This is a genomic window from Campylobacter coli (assembly GCA_039516895.1).
GTDB classification, from domain to species: Bacteria; Campylobacterota; Campylobacteria; order Campylobacterales; family Campylobacteraceae; genus Campylobacter_D; species Campylobacter_D coli_B.
The window spans coordinates 1,407,656-1,427,066 of the sequence record CP154437.1; the positions used below are offsets into that span (position 1 = coordinate 1,407,656).

Genomic DNA, 19,411 nt, shown 5'->3' on the forward strand with positions numbered 1-19,411 from the left:
TATTCCTTTCTTACATATGTTTAGACCAAGAACTGCCTCGTTCTTTTTGATAGACTTCGTAGGGCAATATTAATATATTAAACTCTCTAGGAATATCCATACTTGGAAACACCTTCCATTCAACTGGCATTTTACTTGCAAACATCATTGAAAGTTTAGACGCTAAAGAATAACCTTCATTTAATGCAGTATGACCTTTGTGAATATAAAGATGTAAATGACCTGGAGTCTTCGTTTTGTAAGCTGTAAAATTTATAAAACCTTCTTCACGCAAAATAAGCTGCGCACGATGGTAAAATCTTTCAGCATTAAAACCATTATAATCAAAAACAATATTTTCTACCTTATTGTCTTTGGTGATCAAATCATGGGCAACAACAATTTTCTTTGCTGCATGTTCTCTCATTATGTTTAAATTTAAAGGAGCGTCAATCCTTTCAAATTTATCAAAAAATAAACGACCTCGATGTGTTATTTTTTTCATAATCTTATCGCGTCGTATATAGTAATGATCGCTAATTATTTTAATCAGCGACAGGTCCATAGGTGAAATCAAAACATTGCCTTTTCATAGATTATAAAATTACTTGCAAGAGTTTTGAGTTTTTCCTTGATTTCTTTTTGCAAATGAGTGTTTTGAATATCATCTAAAATATCAGCTATATAGTTGGCAACTATTTGAATTTCGTTTTCTTTAAAACCTCTAGCTGTAAGAGCAGGTGTTCCTAACCTTAATCCACTTGTTACAAATGGACTTCTAGTTTCACCAGGCACAGTATTTTTATTCGCCGTAATTCCTGCATTACCCAAAGCCAAATCAGCATCTTTTCCACTGAACTCGCGCTCCAAAAAGCTCATTAATACAAGATGATTATCTGTTCCATCGCTTACGAGTTTATACTTTCTATCCATTAAAACCTTAGCTAAAGCTTGTGCATTGCTTCTTACTTGCTTGGCATAAATTTTCCATTCTTCGCTAAGATTAAATTTAAATCCTACAGCTTTAGCAGCGATAACATGCATCAATGGTCCACCTTGGATACCTGGAAAAATAGCTGAATTTATTTTTTTAGCAAGCTCCTCATCATTAGTCATGATGATACCACCTCTTGGACCACGTAAGGTTTTATGGGTTGTAGAACTTACTACATGAGCGTGAGGAAATGGACTTGGGTGCTCGCCTGCTACAACAAGCCCAGCAATATGTGCAATATCTGCGAAAAGATAAGCTCCAACTTCATCCGCAATCTCTCTAAATTTTGAAAAATCAATAATACGAGCATAAGCACTCGCACCGCATACAATAAGCTTTGGTTTTACAATATGAGCAATTTCTCTAACTTTTTCATAGTTTATTCTTCCATCAAGTTCTACACCATAAAAAAAGCTCTCATACATTTTTCCTGATGAACTTACCTTTGCACCATGTGTTAAATGTCCGCCATGACTTAGATCCATTCCTAAAATTTTATCACCTGGATTTAAAAGTGCAGCATAAACGCCTTGATTAGCTTGAGAGCCTGAATTAGGTTGCACATTTGCAAAACTACAATTAAAAAGTTTTTTACATCTTTCTATAGCTAAATTTTCGATTTCATCTACAAATTCACAGCCTCCATAATATCTCTTAGCTGGATAACCTTCTGCATATTTGTTAGTTAAAACGCTTCCCATTACTTCCATTACTTCAGGCAAAGTGAAATTCTCACTTGCTATCATTTCAAGACCTTCACATTGACGCACTAACTCTTGGTTAGTTAAATCAAAAATTTCTTTATCAAACTGCTCTAAACTCATTCTTTATCCTCCTTTAATTCTGTTTTTAATGGCCTCATAGCTGGAAACAATATCACATCTCGAATAGATTTTTTATTTGTTAAAAGCATTACCAATCTATCTATCCCTATACCTTGTCCTGCTGTTGGTGGCATACCATATCCTAAAGCATTTACAAAATCTTCATCCATTTCGCAAGCTTCTTCATCACCTGCGTTCTTAGCCTCAATTTGCTTTAAAAATCTTTCATATTGATCCAAAGGATCATTTAATTCATTAAAACCATTAGCCAGTTCTCTACCACACACAAAAAGCTCAAAGCGTTCTGCTATCTCGGAATTTTTGTCACTACGACGAGAAAGTGGGCTAATGGATATTGGAAAATCTGTGATAAAAGTAGGGTCAATAAGCTTACTTTCTACATAATTATCAAAAAGCTCAGCTTGTAAATGTCCTAAATCAAGCTTATCATTTGCTTCAAAGCCATCTTTTTTTAATTTCTCTAAAATCTTATCTTTATTTTCAATAATCTCATCACTCAAAGCACCATATTTTTTAAGCGCATCTTTATAAGTAATTCTCTCAAAAGGTTTAGAAAAATCGATTTTTTGTCCATCAAATTCTATGATTTTTCCCAATTGCAATTTTTCTAAAAGCAAGGCAAAAAGTTCTTCGGTAAGATCCATTAAATCTTTATAATTATGATAAGCCCAATAAAATTCAATTGTAGTAAATTCAGGATTATGGGTAAGATCCATACCTTCATTTCTAAAACAACGATTGATTTCAAAAACCGCTTCAAAGCCACCTACTACAAGTCTTTTTAAATAAAGTTCGGGTGCAATTCTTAAAAATCTCTCAACTCCTAAAGAATTATGAAAAGTTACGAAAGGTTTAGCATTTGCACCACCTGCAATTGGGTGCATCATAGGAGTTTCAACCTCTAAAAAGCCTTTTTCTTCGAAAAAGTGACGAATCAAACTTACAACCTTAGAGCGAATCAAAAAATCCTTTCTAACCTCTGCATTCATAATCATATCTACATAACGCTTACGATATCTTTGCTCTACATCCGTAAGTCCGTGGTATTTTTCAGGCAATGGCACTATTGATTTAGTTGCTAAAGTGATTTCACTTGCATGCAAGCTAAATTCTCCCGTTTTGGTAACAAAAGGGAAGCCTTTTGCAAGGATAATATCACCTACTTCAAGATTTTTTTTAAATAAATTAAATTTTTCCTCGCCTAAAGAATCTTTGCTAAAATAAATTTGCAAATTTTCACTCTCATCTTCTATATTGGCAAATATAGATTTTCCAGCTATCCTAAGAAGCTTTAAGCGTCCAGAAACGACCGAAGAAATACTTTCATCACGTTTATTTTCAGTATCAAAAATATAGCTAAATTTCTTTTTAAAATCTGCTAAAGAAAGTTCTTTAACTAAAAAATGGGGATAAGGATTTACTCCTACGTTTTTAAACTCGTTAGCCTTTTGAATTCTTTGTTGTTCTAAAATATTGTCAAACATTAAATTTTTACCTTAGCTTTTTGATTACAATTGTTACATACACCATAAAGTTGCATTAAGTGGCCAGTAAGTTTGAATCCATGCTCTTTAGCAATCAAGGCTTGCTGTCTTTCAATGATAGGATTTTCAAATTCTATAATTTTTCCACAATTTTTACAAATCATATGATCATGATGTGGTTTGTTTGCAAGCTCGTATTTTTTTCCAGCCGAACCAAACGATATAGAAGTAACCATCTCTGCTTCTTCAAGCAAATTTAAAGTTCTATAAACCGTAGCAATACCTACATTTAAATCCGGTTCTGCTTGTTTAATCTCCATATATAAACTTTCAGGAGTATAGTGTGTATCACTATGATACAAGGTTTTAAGTAAAATTTCTCTTTGTTTGGTATATTTAAGACCGCCTTGTCGTAAAATTTTCTTAAATCTTTCTAATAATACATCGTATTCTACATTCTCAATCAACATAATTTATTCTCCTTGAGTAGTACTTAAATCGTCTCTAATATCTTGCAAATTTTGATCAATTTGACCCAAGCCATTTGCCGCTAGAGGCTGATTCATTATAAATGACCCTATATTTTTAAGAGGAGTTAAGGTGAAGCTATTTTGGGCAAATTGATTTAATTTATCATTTAAAAAATCGATGCGTGCTACGCAAAAAACTAAAATTGCAAAAATTAAAAACACCTTTGCACCTCCAAAAATAAATCCTCCCAAGCGATCTAAAAATCCCAAACCGCTTAATTTAACTAATTTGGAAAGAAAATTGCCGAGTATAAGACAAATTATCCAAACAATAATTAAAGTCGCTAGAAATCCTGCAAACTCAGCCAAGCTTTGATTTTCTATTTTATAGAAAGTATTTTGAATAAATTCTGCAGCTTGCGAAGCGTATTTTGAAGCAATAAAAACACCACCAATGATCCCGAGTAAGCCAAATACTTCTTTAATCAAACCATTTACAATACCCTTAAGACCCAAAAGTAGCGTAAAACCTAAAATAAAAGCATCAAACCAGTAAAATTCCATATTTTAATTCACCTTACCAAGCATTTAAAAATCACTTAAAATTACAAATTATACAAACAAGAACCAAACACTAGATTAATCACTCAATGATTTTAGGAACAATGAAAAAATGATCATTGCTTTTTGGAGCATGATTTAAAACCGTTTCTACCACACTGCTACTATTGACACTATCACTTCTAAAAGGTGTTCCACCCTTAATAGTGCTGATTGTAACTTCTGAAGAGCTTAAATCCAATTCATTTAACTTCTCGACAAAATTCACAATCTCGCTAAGTTCGCGAATCACTTCGCTTCTTTTTTCTTCTTCAATTTGCAAAGCACTTAGTTTTTCAAGTTTGCTAAGCAATTTTTCATCTATTTGCATCCTAAACCTTACTAAAATAAAGTCAATTTTTAAAATTATATCATAAAAAGCTTTAAATTGTTTAGGATATTTTGTAATTTATATGATACAATACTGCAGTTTTTTAAAATTAAAAATTACAAGGAATAAATTTTGGGATTAAAAGATAATTTAAAAGCTGTAAAAGCAGAAATCAATACCGAAGAACAATTCATTGAAAATTTTATCAAAGGTGAAAGATTTATAAGAAAGTATAAATTATATATATTTGCACTTATAGCAATTTTAATTGTATGGTTTGCCATAAGCTTTATAAGTGGAAAAATTGATCAATATAATGTTGAAGAAAGTAATAAAATTTATACAAATTTATTAAAGAACCCAAACGATAAAGTACTTCTTGAACAACTTAAAAATAAAAATACCAACCTTTATGCAATTTTTTTAATGAAAGAATTAGCAAAAGATATTAATAATACTGAGATTAAAAGCCAACTACAAACCCTAAGTACTCATTCTGATACAAATCATTTGCTTAAAAATATTGCTTCTCTTTCTTTGGGGGAAAAATCCATATTTTTAAAAAATTACGATAAAATTTTACAAGCTTATAGACTTTTAGGAGAAGGAAAAATCGAACAAGCTAATATTTTACTTTCTCAAGTTAAAGATGACTCAGCTCTAAGTCAAATTGCTAAAAATCTTAAACATTATCAAGGTATTTCCCAATGAGGCAGTTTGTTTTAATCTCATTTTGCCTTATTTTTCTTTGCGCTTGCGGAACAAAAAGACAATACTTTGAACCTTCACAAACTGATGGAAAACTAAGTTCTAACGATAGCTTAAAAGCTAGCATTATAGACTGGAATACAATTTCAGCAAAACTCAAAAACAATCAAGTAATTTTAAAAAATGATATAATAATTGAAGATTTTAAACTAGATAAAGGTTATATGCTTTTAGCATATCAAGAAGGTGAATTTATCGAAGCGGACGATAATGGAAATTTAAAGATTTATAATAGCTCTCACGATGAAGTTTATTCTTACAAATTTGATGCTGCAGTTCTTGGCATAGCCTTACATGGAGATGATTTAGCACTAATCTTAGCAAATAATAGCATCGTTTTAGCCAATCGCTCTTTGGGTATAAAATTTAACCAAAACTTAACACCCGCACCAGCACAAGATAGTCGCGTTGCAAATCCTATCTTTTTAGACAATATTATTATCTATCCAACTCTAGATGGAAAAATTATAATTGTGTCAAAAAATACTTTTGAAGTTGTCAAAGATGTAGTGATTTCAGCGGAAAGTTTTTTTAATAATGTCATTCACCTTGGGATAAGTGATGATAAAATGATAGCTGCAACAGCTAAAAAAGTTATAGTAGTAAGCCCTGCTAGAACTCTTTATTTAGACGCTGATATTAAGGATATTGCATTTGATAATAATGCAATATTTATATTAGAAAAAAATGGCAATATCATAAAAACAGATTATAATCTAAGGAAAATCACTGAGAAAAAATTTGATTTTGCTATATTTACAAAAGTTAGCATACACAATGATCATCTTTACACTTTTGAAAAAACAGGCTATTTAATCAAATGTGATCTAAATTTTGAAAATATTCAAATCTTTGAACTTCCAAACGCAGTTGAAAAAACATCTTTTATGGGTAATGGAAAGTTTTATTATGGAAATAAAATTTTAGATTTATTATGAATATTTTAAATGAAGCAATGAAGGTTTTAAAACTAGATTTAAAACCTTTTGATTTAACAAATTTAACAAAAAAGAAAACTTATCTTTGTGCTTTAAATGATGAAAATTTACTTTTAATATATACAGGAAAAGCAAGATTTATTAATAAAGATGCTGTATTTGTAGATAACTTAGCAAATAGTTTTAATCTAAAATACAAATATTTTTTTACCAAAAGCCCACTATGCTCAAAAGCAAAACATTACCTTGAAGAAAAAGGATTTCGTATTCATGTTATTTTGTGATATTGGCAATTCCAATGCTAGTTTTTTAGACGATAATAAATTTTTTACCCTTAGCATAGAACAATTTTTAGAATTTAAAAGTGAACAAAAAATTTTTTATATCAATGTTAATGAACACATCAAAGAGCATTTAAAAGCACGTAAAAACTTTATAAATCTTGAACCCTATTTTGTATTTGATACTATTTATCAGGGTTTGGGTGTAGATCGCATTGCAGCTTGTTACACTATAGAAGATGGGGTTGTAGTAGATGCTGGTAGTGCAATTACGGTAGATATAGTATCAAATTCCATACACTTGGGAGGATTCATCTTGCCAGGTATTGCTAATTATAGAAAAATTTATGCTCATATTTCCCCTAGATTAAAACATGAATTCAATACTCAAATCAGTCTTGATGCTTTCCCGCAAAAAACAAGCGATGCCTTAAGTTATGGGGTGTTTAAAAGTATTTATTTGCTTATCAAAGATGCTGCACAAAATAAAAAACTTTATTTTACGGGTGGAGATGGGCAATTTTTAGCAAATTATTTTGATTATGCTATTTACGATAAACTTCTCATTTTTAGAGGAATGAAGAAGATTATACAAGAAAATCCAAATCTACTTTTTTAATTTACAATGTTACAAAAATTCTCATTTTGCATATTCTTCAATCAATTTTAACTTTTTATAAAATAAATTGGATTACACTTTTATTTAGAAAAATTAACTTTGCTAGAAGCAAAAAAAGGAAAAAAAATGACTCAACAAGAATTCGATGTAATTGTCATCGGAGCAGGAATTTCTGGAGCAGCTTTGTTTTATGAGCTTGCAAGATACACTGATATTAAAAATATTGCTTTGATAGAAAAATATCATGCTCCTGCAACATTAAATTCTAAAGGAACAAGCAATTCTCAAACTATTCATTGTGGAGATATCGAAACAAACTACACTCTAGAAAAAGCTAAAAAAGTTAAAAGAACTGCTGATATGATAGTAAAATATGGGCTTTTGCAAAATGCGCAGAATCAATTTATGTTTTCTCATCAAAAAATGGCCTTGGCCGTTGGCGATACAGAATGTGAGTACATGAAAAAACGCCATGAAGAATTTGGCGAACTTTATCCTTATATGAAATTTTTTGATAAAGAAAAAATTAAACAAATCGAACCTAAAGTAGCTCTTGGAGAAAATGGTATAGATGATAGACCTGAAAATATCTGTGCCATGGGGGTTGAAGCTGGAGAAGTTTTTACCACAGTAGATTTTGGGAAAATGAGTGCAAGTTTAATTGAACAAGGACAAAAACAAGGTAAAAACACCTTTGTAGCTTTCAATCAAGAAATTGTTCACATAGAAAAAAAAGACGATATTTTTATCTTAAAAACAAATACTTATCAAGAATACCGTTCTAAAGCTGTAGTTGTAAATGCTGGTGCGCATTCTTTATATCTAGCACATAAAATGAATTTGGGTATGGATAAATCTTGTTGGCCTGTAGCAGGAAGCTTTTATTTAACCAAACAAAAATTACTCAATGGTAAAGTCTATATGGTGCAAAATCCAAAATTACCTTTTGCAGCTCTTCATGGAGATCCTGATTTGCTTGCAGATATGAATACTCGTTTTGGTCCTACTGCACTAGTTATTCCAAAACTTGAACGCTATCACGGTTTAAAATCCGTTCCTGAGTTTTTTGAAGCTTTAAAACTTGATAAAACCGTTTTAAAAGTTACTTTTAGTATGTTTAAAGATCCAACGATTAGAAACTATATACTTTATAACTATCTTTTTGAATTACCTTTTATCGATAAAGGTTTATTTGTAAAAGATGCTAAAAAAATAGTCCCTAGTTTAAAAACAAGCGATATTTATTATGCAAAGGGCTTTGGAGGAGTCCGTCCTCAAGTAATTGATAAAACCAAAGGGGAATTAATGCTAGGCGAAGCAAGTATCACCGAAACTCCTGGAATTATTTTCAATATGACCCCAAGTCCTGGAGCAACAAGCTGTTTAGGTAATGCTGAAAGAGATGCCAAGCTTATGTGTGAATATTTAGGGGCTAAATTTGACGAGGATAAATTTGCTTCAGAACTATTGTAGTCTTTTTGTTTCCAAAGTTTGATTATAATTAAACAAAAAAAGGAGAACAGTATGCTAAAAAAAACTAAAATTGTGGCTACAGTTGGACCAGCAAGCGAAAAAGAAGATGTTTTGCGCCAGATGATAATCAATGGCGTAAATGTTTTTCGTTTAAACTTCTCTCATGGAACACATGAATATCATAAAAACAATCTTGAAACCATACGCAAAGTTTCAAGAGAGCTTAATACTCGTGTGGGAATTTTGCAAGATATAAGTGGGCCAAAAATTCGCACAGGAGAGCTGAAAACTCCTTTTGAACTTAAAAAAGGTGATAAACTTGATTTTTATTATGAAAAAATTATAGGCGAACAAATCACTCCAAATCATTATAAACTTAGCATTAATCAAAGCGAAATTTTAAATATGCTAAAACTAGATGAATACATCTATCTCTATGATGGTTCAATCAAAGCAAAAGTCACTGCCAAGGATAATGAAAAAATTGAGACCCTTATAGAAAATGATGGTTTTTTAAATTCAAATAAGGGTATTAATTTTCCAAATACAAAAATCAATATCGATGTCATCACACAAAAGGACAAAAAAGATTTGCTTTGGGGTATAGAAAATGGAGTAGATTTCTTAGCTATTTCTTTTGTTCAAAATGCTCATGATATTGATGAAGTTCGTGAAATTTTAGCTCAAAATAATGCTAAAATCTCTATATTTGCAAAAATAGAAAAATTTGATGCGGTAGAAAATATAGATGAAATCATAGCATCTAGCGATGGTATAATGGTCGCACGTGGAGATCTTGGTATAGAAGTTCCTTATTATAAAGTACCTAATATACAAAAAGCAATCATCCACAAAGCCAATAATGCTTCAAAACCTGTTATCACAGCTACACAAATGCTTTTTTCTCTTGCAAAAAGCAAAACGGCTACAAGAGCTGAAATTTCAGATGTTGCTAATGCTGTTTTAGATGGGACAGATGCTGTAATGCTTAGCGAAGAAAGTGCAGTAGGTATAGATCCAGCAAATGCAGTTGATATCATGTGTCAAACTATCATAGAAACTGAAAAACGCTATCCTTATAACAAATTTAACGAATTTGTAAATCTTGACAATACAGATAAAATCATGCGTTCTTCCGCACATCTTGCGACAGATCTTAATGCTGATGCTATTTTTTCCTTGACTAGTAGTGGAAAATCTGCTATTAAAATTGCAAGATATCGTCCAAATATGGAAATTATAGCAGTAGCTCATTCTGAAAAAACATTAAATTCTTTAAGCATAGTTTGGGGTGTTAATCCTGCTATTTTAGTTAATAAAAGTGAAGATTTAACAGATTTGCTTAGAGATTCTGTAAAATCTAGCGTTGAAAAAGGTTTTATGGATAAAGATAAATGCTATTTACTCACTGCAGGTTTTCCAACCGGAGTAGAAGGCACAAGTAATCTTATACGCATACTTGCAAAAGAACAAATTGCTTACTATCTTAAATAGGCTTAAAATTTTTAAGCCTATTTCAATCTGATCTAAAATTCAAATAAAAATAGTCGATATACAAATTAGCCTCATTATAAAAAGGAGCAGAAATGCAAATAAATACTTTTTCAAATGTCGCTAGTATAGCACAAGCTCAGGTTAGCAATAAGAAGGCAGATACTAACACAAAAGACACAAACGTTCAAAGTGCTAATTCAAATCAAGATGTCCTAGACAAGCTCAATGCTCTTGGTGGCAAGGGTATTAGTCAAATTTATCTAGTGCAATTTCAGCAACAAACTATGAGTACTGTTTTAAACACAAGCAATGCTCAAGCTGGGATTAACAATCTTTTAGGAGGCAATGATTTAAACTCTATAAAGTCTATGCTTTCAGATATTGACTTTGCGTCTTTGGGTTATAATGGCAAAAACCCACTTGCAATGAACACTGATGAACTCAATCAGCTCATCAGCGAAGAGGGATTTTTTGGTATTGACAACACAGCAAATCGTATTGCTGATTTTGTCATAAAAGGTGCTGGAAACGATGTTGAAAAGCTTAAAAAGGGACTAGAAGGTATAAAGCAAGGATTTGAGCAAGCAGAAAAAATTTGGGGCGGAGAGCTTCCTCAAATCAGTCAAGATACAATCGAAGCAACAATAAAAAAAGTTAGCGATCGTATCGATGAACTTGGCGGAAAAACTTTAGACCTTAAAGCATAATAAAGATGTTTGGATCATACCAAACATCTTATTGATTTTTAATATCAAAAGTAAAAAATTCACTCTTAAAAGCATTAGGTAAAGTTCTATACTGCGTGATAGCTGCTTCGTAATTACCTACTTCTTGATAAAGCAAACCTAAAGCTACTTTACTTTCCTTACTATTTTTATCTGTAAGTTTTGAAAGTTGCAAAAGAGCAATTGCTGAATTTGGATTATTTGCACCCACAGCAGCCACAGAGGCTAAAAACAAAGTTCTAGCATCCTTAGCTCCGTATTCATCGATTAAAATATTATATAAGGCATAAGATTCCTCATACTGTTGCGCAAAAATATCTAAATAAGCTAAAGTCTGTACCATACCCTCATCTTTAACCTTAGAGGTATTGATCAGTGTTTTAAATTTTTGTCTTTCTAAATTTAAAAGTCCTGCAATATGCATTAAATTAACATACAATTCCCTAGCAATATTTGAACCTCCAAAAACACTACGGTAATCAACTTGCAAATTCTTAAAATGAATTTGGGCATTTTGGGCATACTCTTTAATATTTAAATTTGAATTTAAGGAATTAAAATACAAAATATTTGCCACAATATCTTGTGGAAGCTCTGATCTTAATTTGGCAATTTTTACATCTACTTGATTATTAAGATTATTATTTTTTGCAATAATAGCTTCAAAAATAAGGTTTAAAGGTGTTTTTTGCCCATTCTCATCCAAATAAGGCAACATAGAAACATAATCGCCATTAGCTAAAAACAGCATATTTTTTTGCATATTGGCTTTAAAATTTGAATCGGCTGCAATATTATCAAGAATTTCATGATAAAGTTTAGTGGTATCATTATCACTCAATTTTCCACAAAACATCGCAAAAGCACCTGCTAAATAATTTTTAGGATTTAGATGATAAGAACTAGAAAAATGCTTATAAGCAAGCTCATAGTTTTGCATCTGTGCATAAGTTAAAGCAAGATTATATTGCAAAATACTATGCTCAGGATAATCCTCCAACAAAGCTAGAAATTCTTGGTTTGCGAGTCTTAATTTTTGATTTAATGCGTTATTGATAATATTAGCAATTTTAACATTAGTCGAAGATAAGGCTTTGCTAGTAGCCAAATAGCTTTGACCATCCGAACTATCATCTACAAAATTTGTAATATTAGCTTTTTTAATATAAAGTGAGGCTTGCTTAGAATCAAAAACTTGATAAGGCGCAAAATAAAAAAGCAAATCAAACTGATCTTTTTGTTTTTTTAAGATATCGTTAGAAAAATTTCTCTGTGCTATGGTTATATTAAATAACTCCTTGTTTAAACGAACCTTGATCTTATATCTATCTAAAATTTTATACTTATCCTCATCATTTCTATATGTGCTTTGCAAGCGCAATAGCATATCTTGAAAATCCCCTGTTTTAATATCAACCAAAGTTAAGGCTGAAAGGCTTTGGTTAAAATCTCTTTCAATTTTCATCGCTGTATTTAAGGCTATTTTAGCCTTATCGTATTCTCCCATTCTTGCATACAAAAGTCCCAAGGAAAGGCTAGGTTCAAAACTTCCTTGGGTATTTAATTGCTGAACAGATTTTGCATCAAAATCCATTTTTGCATAAATTTTAGCTGATAAATATTTAGATACATCCGCATAAGGCTCTGAATTTACACGTTGGAGCATTTGCAAGGCTTCAGGATAATAACCCTTGTAATAATTAATCAAAGCCAAATAATAATCATACAATTTAGATTTTCCCTCTTTAGGAAGATAAACTTGCGCTAAATCTATATAATATTTAAATTTCTCCCTATCATTAAGCTTTAAAGCACAAACAGCAGCATTAATAGCTGCTACGCTTTGATTTTCTCCATTAGCTATTGCCCTTTTAAAACTTTCAAAAGCTTCATCAAATTTCCCCTCATTCATTTGAGAAACACCTAGGTTATAATTAGACAAAGACTCATTATAAACTGCAATTTGCTCATAAACCTTTAAAGCTTGCTCCACTTCACCCTTTAAATAAAGCGCATTTGCTTTTTGTATCATCCCATCAACTTTTGTCATATCATTATAATCATAAGACTCATCAGGCATAATTACAGGCTGTTCAATAGGCTTTGTTGCAATGATATCAGGCTTGACTTTTCCATCATTAAAGGTTAAATAAAATAAAGTAAATACCAAAATACAAATGATACCCAAAGACAAACCCACAAGGGACATAAATTTGCGATCCTTATACCATGGAGTAGGCTCATCTTCTTCTACTTCTTCAAAAGTTGATGTTTCTTCTGGCGCACTTTCTCTTGTAAATTTAAAACCACTACCGCTATTTTCTCTAGGCAACTCATCTGGTAAAGACGTAAATTCTTCATCTTCAGGAGCCTGACCTTCTTGCCCTTTAAATTCCCCCAAGCTTTCATCAAGTCTTGGCTCATTTAAAGTATCTTCAGGTTTTTCAAGAACTATATCTTCTTTATCTGCCATTTACACTCTTTAAAAATATTTTTTCAGCACATCAGGAATTTGAATTTTACCTTCTTTATCTTGATAATTTTCCATAATGGCAACCAAGGTTCTACCTACTGCCAAAGAAGAACCATTTAAAGTATGCACTAATTCATTTTTTCCTTTTTCATTTTTATAACGAATTTTTGCACGCCTTGCTTGAAAATCACGGCAATTAGAAACAGAGCTGATTTCACGATATTTATTTTGCGATGGTATCCATACTTCAAGATCTATTGTCTTTGCCGCACTAAAACCCAAATCTCCAGTACAAAGCATCAAATGTCTATGAGCTAAACCTAAAGAGCTGAGCAAATCACTCGCACATTCTACCATTTCATTAAAAACACTATCGCTTTGTTCAGGTTTAGTAATGCTTACAAGCTCTACTTTTTCAAATTGATGCTGACGGATAATACCCCTTGTATCGCGCCCTGCACTTCCTGCTTCTTTTCTAAAACAAGCACTATAACAAGTCATTTTAATAGGCAAACTTTCACTTGTTAAGATTTCCCCGCTATAAAGATTTGTCACAGGAATTTCAGAAGTTGAGATTAAATACAAATCCTCATCGTCTATCTTATACATATCGTCTTTAAATTTAGGAAGCTGTCCTGTGCCAAACATTGTAGCACTATTTACCAAAAAAGGTACATTTACAAATTCAAACCCGCGACTTCGGTTAAAATCTATCATATAATTTACCAAAGCACGACTTAACAAAGCTCCTTCGTTTTTAAGCACACAAAAACGACTTTGTGAAATTTTTACCCCCCTCACAAAATCAAGCCAATTTAAACTCTCTCCTAAATCATGGTGTTCTTTTGGAATAAAATCAAATTGAGGAGGTGTTAAAACTTTTTTTATTTCAACATTTCCTTCCTCATCTTCACCCACAGGAACGCATTCATCAGGGATATTTGGAATAGCATGCGCAATGGTTTCTAACTCATTTTCCAAAGCATTTACTCTTGCGTTCTGTTCGCTGATTTTAATTTTGTTTTCACTGAGTTTTGCCTTCAAGCTTTCTTTATCTTCTGCAGTGGCTAACTCTTTGCTAAATTTATTTTGAAAAGCTTGAAATTCTTCCAAACTCGCTTTTTCTTTTTTCAAATTTGCAAAAAGCTCGGCAAGATTTTTTAATATGCTTTCATCTACTTTTTTATTTTGTAGCTTTTTAGCTACCTCATCGAAATTATTTTGTAAATTTTTCAAATCAAGCATTTTTACTCCTTAAAGTCCTATTTTTTCATAAATTTTTTGCATTTTTTCTTGAGCGATTTTTCTAGCTTTACTTGCACCTAATTCTAAAATTTCTTTTAAATGTGAAGGTTTTTCTAATAGCTCATCGTATTTCATTCTTGCTTCTTTAAAGTATTCATTTACAAGATCATTTAAGTACATTTTAAAATGTCCATAACCCTCGCCACCTTTTTCATAACGAACTTGCAATTCTTTTTGCTCTGCTTCATTTAAAAATAATTTTGCAATCTTAAAAACATTACAATTTTGATAATCCTTAGGATCTTCTAAGGCTGTACTATCTGTAACTATGGAAGAAATTTGCTTTTTTAAAGCCTTTTGACTAGCAAATATATCTATGGTATTTTGATAAGACTTGCTCATTTTAGCCCCATCAGTCCCTACAACCACAGCCACCTCTTCATTTATCTTAGCCTCAGGCAAAGTAAAAATTTCACCCCATTCGTTATTTACTTTTAAGGCAATATCGCGAGCTATTTCAACATGCTGAATTTGATCCTTGCCTACTGGCACAAGTTGAGTATCAAAAAGCAAAATATCTGCTGCCATTAAAACAGGATAAGAAAAAAGTCCATGCGACGCACTTAAGCCTTTAGCTATCTTATCTTTATAACTGTGAGCACGCTCTAATAAACCCATAGGAGTAAATTGAGATAAAATCCAATAAAGCTCCATTACTTCTTTTACATCACTTTGCAACCAAAAAACACTTTTTTGCGGATCTATGCCAAGGCTTAAAAAAGCTGCAGCGGCTTTAAGTGAGTTTTGCTCTAATTTCTTTCCATCTTGACTTGAAGTCATAGCATGATAATTTGCTATAAACATAAACATTTCACTTTTTTCTTGAGCTTCCACCATTTGCTTTATGGCGCCAAAATAATTACCTATATGTAAATCACCACTGGGTTGAAGTCCTGTTAATACTCTCATTTTATCACCTTTTTTATTTCTATCACAAGCTCATCAATACTTTTATTTTCAACATCTAAAATCAAATTCGCTTTTTGCTCGTATTTATTTAGACGCTCATTATATAATCTTTTTGCTTGAACTTCATCATAAAATAAAGGTCTTTTAGCAATTTCATTCTCACTTAAACGCTTCTTTAAATATTCAAAACTTGCTTTTAAATAAACACAAAAACCTATTTTATCAAAGTCCAAAACATGTATAAAACCTCCACCACTAGCTATAGAAGCTCCATTACAAGAGCAAAGAAAATTTGCTACTTTTTGCTCTTCTTGCCTAAAAAAAGCCTCACCCTTTTCTTTAAAAATTTCACTGACTTTTTGATCAAATTTCATCTCAATCAAGCTATCGCTATCTAAAAAAACAAGATCTAGATCCTTAGCTAAAGCTCTAGCTATGGTGCTTTTTCCACTTCCCATAAAGCCAATAAAAATAATATTTCTAACTTTCATCATTTTCCTTGCTTCCTTTTTTGCGTGAAGCAATAACCAAAGGAACACCTTCAAAGTTAAATTCTTTTCTGATTTGATTTTGCAAATAACGCTTATAGCTAAAATGCAAAGCCTTAGGCCTATTCATAATAAGTGCGATTTTAGGAGGTGCTAAATCATATTGCACTGCATAATAAATTTTTACCAATTTTCCATAATCATGCGGTAAAGGATGAGCCTTAGTCGCACTTGCGATTAAATCATTGAGTTTTGAGGTTGGAATTTTTTGCGTAAAATTAGCAAAGACTTCTAAAATTTTTTCCAATAAAACATGCACTCTTTTTCCGCTTAAAGCAGAAACACTGACAATGGGCGCATAAGCTAAAAATTTAAAACGATCAAGTTTTAATTCTTTTACCACTTTGTCAAATTCAAATTCAGTTTTATCCCATTTATTTAATACAATAATCACGCCCAAATAATGCTTTGCCGCAAGCCCAGCTATCCTTTCATCAAGCTCATTAAAACCCTCATTAGCATCTAAAACCAAAAGTGCAATTTGAGAATTAGATAAAATCTTTTCTGTGCGGTTTAGCGCAAAACGCTCAAGTCCTTGAATTTTACCTCGCTTTCTAATACCTGCAGTATCAACAAATTCTATCACTTTATCTTTATAAACTATGCTTTCATTAACAGGATCAATCGTCGTTCCCGCAATAGAACTCACCACACTACGCTCCTGTTTTACCAAGGCATTTAAAAGGCTTGATTTTCCAACATTGACACGCCCTACTATACCCACTCTGATATGATTTTGATCTACTTCTTTAAACTGAAATTCTTTTCCCTCTTCATAATGTTCTAAAAAATCTTCTAAATTTTCTTCCTCATCAGGGACTAAAAACTCTTCATCCAAAAAGTTCTCAAGCCAATTATAAAGCTCATCTAGCCCTATATTGTGGGTAACAGAAAGATTAAAAACCTCTTTTACACCAAAATTAGCAAATTCCCACGATCTTTCTTCATCTTTTTTATTATCTACTTTGTTAATCACTAGAGCAATAGGCTTTCCTAGTTTTTTCAAAGAATGAAAAAACTGCCTGTCTTCATCATCAGGGCTTAATTTTCCATCAACCAAATAAAGGATAATATCACTTTCTTTTGCAATTTTTAGGGTATTTTTTTTAACGTTTTTAAAAAGCTCATTACTTTCATCAAGACCACCACTATCAATCAATAAAGCTTTTTTAGAATTAATAAAAACTTCTGTTTTATTGGTATCTCTTGTAGTGCCTGAAATTTCACTTGTAATAGCTATTCTTTGTCTTGCCATTCTGTTGAATAAACTTGATTTTCCAACATTTGGCTTACCTATAAGTATGATGCTTTGCATTTGCTTACCTAATAAAATTTTTTAATGTATATTTTTTTTAAAAAAATTATATAAAATTTGCCTTAATATTAAGCAAAAAAAGACTAGAATTAACCATAATTTAATCAAGGAAAAAAAGATGCTAAAAGTCATCAAGCATAATTTAGGAATTTATTTTATGATTTTAGCGTGCTTGGATTTTGCACTCATGGGAGCTTGTGCTAAAATTCTTAGCAAAGAAATGAGTTCGATTGAAATTATGTTTTTTAGAAATATCATCGGCGTATTTTTTATAGTTTATCTACTAAAGCGTTCCAAAGTTCACAAAGAAGGGGGACATTTTTGGCTTTTAGTCTTTCGCGGAGTAACAGGAACACTTTCGCTTTATATGTTTTTTTATAATGTTTCAAATATTACCCTAGGGGGTGCTTTTGCCTTTCAAAAAACCGCTCCAATTTTCATTACTTTAATAGCTTTTATTATTTTCAAAGAAAATATCGGAACCAAAGGCTGGCTGGGGATTTTAATCGCATTTAGCGGAGTGCTTTTAATCGCACAACCTTGGGCAGATAACTCAACTCATTCAGGTTTTGATTTGAAAAATTCCATCATAGGTGTTATGAGCGGATTTTTAGCAGCCTTAGCTCTTACAAGCGTAAGAGAGCTTAGAAAATTTTATACCACGGAACAAATTGCATTTTCTTTTATCTTTTTAGGGGCCTTAATGCCTCTAATCTCTATGATAAGTGCTGAATTTTTTGAACCAAAACATCTTGATGCTTTACATTTGGATTTTATTTTAGCACCTTTTGTAATGCCTAGTCTTACAGCTTGGCTCATCATCGCCATTATGGGGGCCTTAGGTACTATTTATCAAATTCATGTAACTAAGGCTTATGGCATAGCCAAACAAGCAGGGGTTGTAGCAGGCATAAGTTATCTTGATGTAGTCTTTAGCATGATAGTGGGTATAATTTTGGGTGATGATTTACCAAGCGCTATGGTTTTTTTAGGTATAATAGGCATTATTTTTGGTGGAATAATTTTGGTTAAAAATAAAGGAAAAAAATGAAAAAAATGATACTCATTGCCGGTCCTTGTGTTATAGAAAACAAGGATTTGGTTTTTAAAGTAGCACAAAATTTACAAGAATTTAATGAAAATGAAAATATAGAATTTTATTTTAAGTCAAGCTTTGACAAAGCAAATCGAACGAGTATTAATTCTTTTAGAGGCCCTGGTCTTGAAGAAGGATTAAAAATCTTACAAAGCGTAAAAAATGAATTCGGTATGAAGATCTTAACCGACATACACGAAAGCACGCAAGCAGCACCTGTAAGCGAGGTAGCTAATGTTTTACAAATTCCTGCTTTTTTATGCAGACAAACTGATTTGCTAGTCGCAGCAGCTAAAACAAAGGCGAAAGTTAATATCAAAAAAGGGCAATTTCTCAATCCAAGCGATATTAAATACAGTGTCAAAAAAATACTTCAAACACGGGGTATAGAAGAAGAAGGCTATCAAGTAGCCGATAAAAATGGTATTTTTGTAGCTGAAAGAGGAGCTAGCTTTGGTTATGGAAATTTGGTCGTAGATATGAGATCTTTAGTTATCATGCGTGAATTTGCTCCTGTTATATTTGATGCTACTCATAGCGTGCAAATGCCAGGAGCTGCAGGGGGAAGTAGCGGAGGAAAAAGCGAATTTGTAGAACCTTTAGCAAGAGCAGCAGCAGCTGTAGGAGTAGATGGCTTTTTCTTTGAAACACATACCAATCCTTGTGAAGCCTTATGTGATGGGCCTAATATGCTTGATCTTAACCGTCTTAAAGCTTGCGTGAAAACGCTTTTAGAAATTCAAAACATCATCGAAGGAAAATAA

General features: G+C 31.9%; 20 protein-coding genes. 9 read left to right on the plus strand and 11 right to left on the minus strand.

Annotation, left to right across the window (positions count from 1 at the left end):
• Window positions 1-10 precede the first annotated feature (10 nt).
• The 6 genes from AAID94_07075 to gatC form a co-directional block, all read right to left on the minus strand.
• Entirely contained in the window at window positions 11-556 is a 546-nt protein-coding gene (locus tag AAID94_07075; protein ID XAK23590.1) for a DUF1882 domain-containing protein, read from the minus strand.
• Window positions 553-1,797, minus strand: coding sequence for a serine hydroxymethyltransferase (locus AAID94_07080; protein ID XAK23591.1), 1,245 nt, complete (start codon window positions 1,795-1,797; stop codon window positions 553-555). The genes AAID94_07075 and AAID94_07080 overlap by 4 nt, the downstream gene beginning before the upstream one ends.
• Window positions 1,794-3,302: a lysine--tRNA ligase gene (gene lysS, locus AAID94_07085; GenBank protein XAK23592.1), complete on the minus strand. Its 1,509-nt coding sequence runs from the start codon at window positions 3,300-3,302 to the stop codon at window positions 1,794-1,796. The genes AAID94_07080 and lysS overlap by 4 nt, the downstream gene beginning before the upstream one ends.
• On the minus strand, window positions 3,302-3,772 hold the full coding sequence (locus tag AAID94_07090; protein XAK23593.1) for a Fur family transcriptional regulator: 471 nt from the start codon (window positions 3,770-3,772) through the stop codon (window positions 3,302-3,304). Before AAID94_07090 ends, lysS begins: the two co-directional genes overlap by 1 nt.
• Window positions 3,773-3,775: 3 nt before the next feature.
• Window positions 3,776-4,336: a CvpA family protein gene (locus tag AAID94_07095; protein XAK23594.1), complete on the minus strand. Its 561-nt coding sequence runs from the start codon at window positions 4,334-4,336 to the stop codon at window positions 3,776-3,778.
• A gap of 79 nt (window positions 4,337-4,415) precedes the next feature.
• Complete coding sequence (gene gatC / locus AAID94_07100) at window positions 4,416-4,703, minus strand: Asp-tRNA(Asn)/Glu-tRNA(Gln) amidotransferase subunit GatC (GenBank protein XAK23595.1); 288 nt, start codon at window positions 4,701-4,703, stop codon at window positions 4,416-4,418.
• A gap of 132 nt (window positions 4,704-4,835) precedes the next feature.
• Here gatC and AAID94_07105 point away from each other — a divergent pair, with 132 nt between their 5' ends.
• The 7 genes from AAID94_07105 (at window position 4,836) to AAID94_07135 (ending at window position 10,983) form a co-directional block, all read left to right on the plus strand.
• Window positions 4,836-5,414 (plus strand): hypothetical protein, encoded by a 579-nt coding sequence (locus tag AAID94_07105; GenBank protein XAK23596.1) that lies wholly within the window; start codon window positions 4,836-4,838, stop codon window positions 5,412-5,414.
• Window positions 5,411-6,409, plus strand: coding sequence for a hypothetical protein (locus AAID94_07110; GenBank protein XAK23597.1), 999 nt, complete (start codon window positions 5,411-5,413; stop codon window positions 6,407-6,409). The genes AAID94_07105 and AAID94_07110 overlap by 4 nt, the downstream gene beginning before the upstream one ends.
• Window positions 6,406-6,693 (plus strand): tram-like protein, encoded by a 288-nt coding sequence (locus AAID94_07115; protein XAK23598.1) that lies wholly within the window; start codon window positions 6,406-6,408, stop codon window positions 6,691-6,693. Before AAID94_07110 ends, AAID94_07115 begins: the two co-directional genes overlap by 4 nt.
• The gene (locus tag AAID94_07120) at window positions 6,680-7,309 is read left to right on the plus strand and encodes a type III pantothenate kinase (protein ID XAK23599.1); all 630 of its coding nucleotides are present in this window, start codon (window positions 6,680-6,682) and stop codon (window positions 7,307-7,309) included. Before AAID94_07115 ends, AAID94_07120 begins: the two co-directional genes overlap by 14 nt.
• A 126-nt stretch (window positions 7,310-7,435) precedes the next feature.
• Window positions 7,436-8,782: an FAD-dependent oxidoreductase gene (locus AAID94_07125; protein ID XAK23600.1), complete on the plus strand. Its 1,347-nt coding sequence runs from the start codon at window positions 7,436-7,438 to the stop codon at window positions 8,780-8,782.
• A 51-nt stretch (window positions 8,783-8,833) separates the two neighbouring features.
• Window positions 8,834-10,276: a pyruvate kinase gene (gene pyk / locus AAID94_07130; GenBank protein XAK23601.1), complete on the plus strand. Its 1,443-nt coding sequence runs from the start codon at window positions 8,834-8,836 to the stop codon at window positions 10,274-10,276.
• Between the two features lie 92 nt (window positions 10,277-10,368).
• The gene (locus AAID94_07135; GenBank protein XAK23602.1) at window positions 10,369-10,983 is read left to right on the plus strand and encodes a hypothetical protein; all 615 of its coding nucleotides are present in this window, start codon (window positions 10,369-10,371) and stop codon (window positions 10,981-10,983) included.
• A gap of 28 nt (window positions 10,984-11,011) precedes the next feature.
• On the opposite strand, the gene AAID94_07140 is transcribed toward AAID94_07135, so the two are convergent.
• The 5 genes from AAID94_07140 to der are packed head-to-tail and all read right to left on the minus strand — an operon-like array spanning window position 11,012 to window position 17,551.
• A complete protein-coding gene (locus AAID94_07140) occupies window positions 11,012-13,474 on the minus strand; it encodes a tetratricopeptide repeat protein (protein XAK23603.1) in 2,463 nt (820 codons plus the stop codon).
• A 9-nt stretch (window positions 13,475-13,483) separates the two neighbouring features.
• Window positions 13,484-14,719 (minus strand): serine--tRNA ligase, encoded by a 1,236-nt coding sequence (gene serS / locus AAID94_07145; protein XAK23604.1) that lies wholly within the window; start codon window positions 14,717-14,719, stop codon window positions 13,484-13,486.
• Window positions 14,720-14,728: 9 nt separating this feature from the next.
• A complete protein-coding gene (trpS, locus tag AAID94_07150; GenBank protein ID XAK23605.1) occupies window positions 14,729-15,688 on the minus strand; it encodes a tryptophan--tRNA ligase in 960 nt (319 codons plus the stop codon).
• Entirely contained in the window at window positions 15,685-16,179 is a 495-nt protein-coding gene (locus AAID94_07155; protein ID XAK23606.1) for a shikimate kinase, read from the minus strand. The genes trpS and AAID94_07155 overlap by 4 nt, the downstream gene beginning before the upstream one ends.
• A complete protein-coding gene (der, locus tag AAID94_07160; protein XAK23607.1) occupies window positions 16,169-17,551 on the minus strand; it encodes a ribosome biogenesis GTPase Der in 1,383 nt (460 codons plus the stop codon). Before der ends, AAID94_07155 begins: the two co-directional genes overlap by 11 nt.
• A 118-nt stretch (window positions 17,552-17,669) precedes the next feature.
• Between der and AAID94_07165 the strand changes: the two genes are divergently transcribed.
• Both AAID94_07165 and kdsA read left to right on the plus strand, forming a co-directional pair.
• The gene (locus AAID94_07165; protein ID XAK23608.1) at window positions 17,670-18,602 is read left to right on the plus strand and encodes a DMT family transporter; all 933 of its coding nucleotides are present in this window, start codon (window positions 17,670-17,672) and stop codon (window positions 18,600-18,602) included.
• A complete protein-coding gene (gene kdsA, locus AAID94_07170; protein XAK23609.1) occupies window positions 18,599-19,411 on the plus strand; it encodes a 3-deoxy-8-phosphooctulonate synthase in 813 nt (270 codons plus the stop codon). The genes AAID94_07165 and kdsA overlap by 4 nt, the downstream gene beginning before the upstream one ends.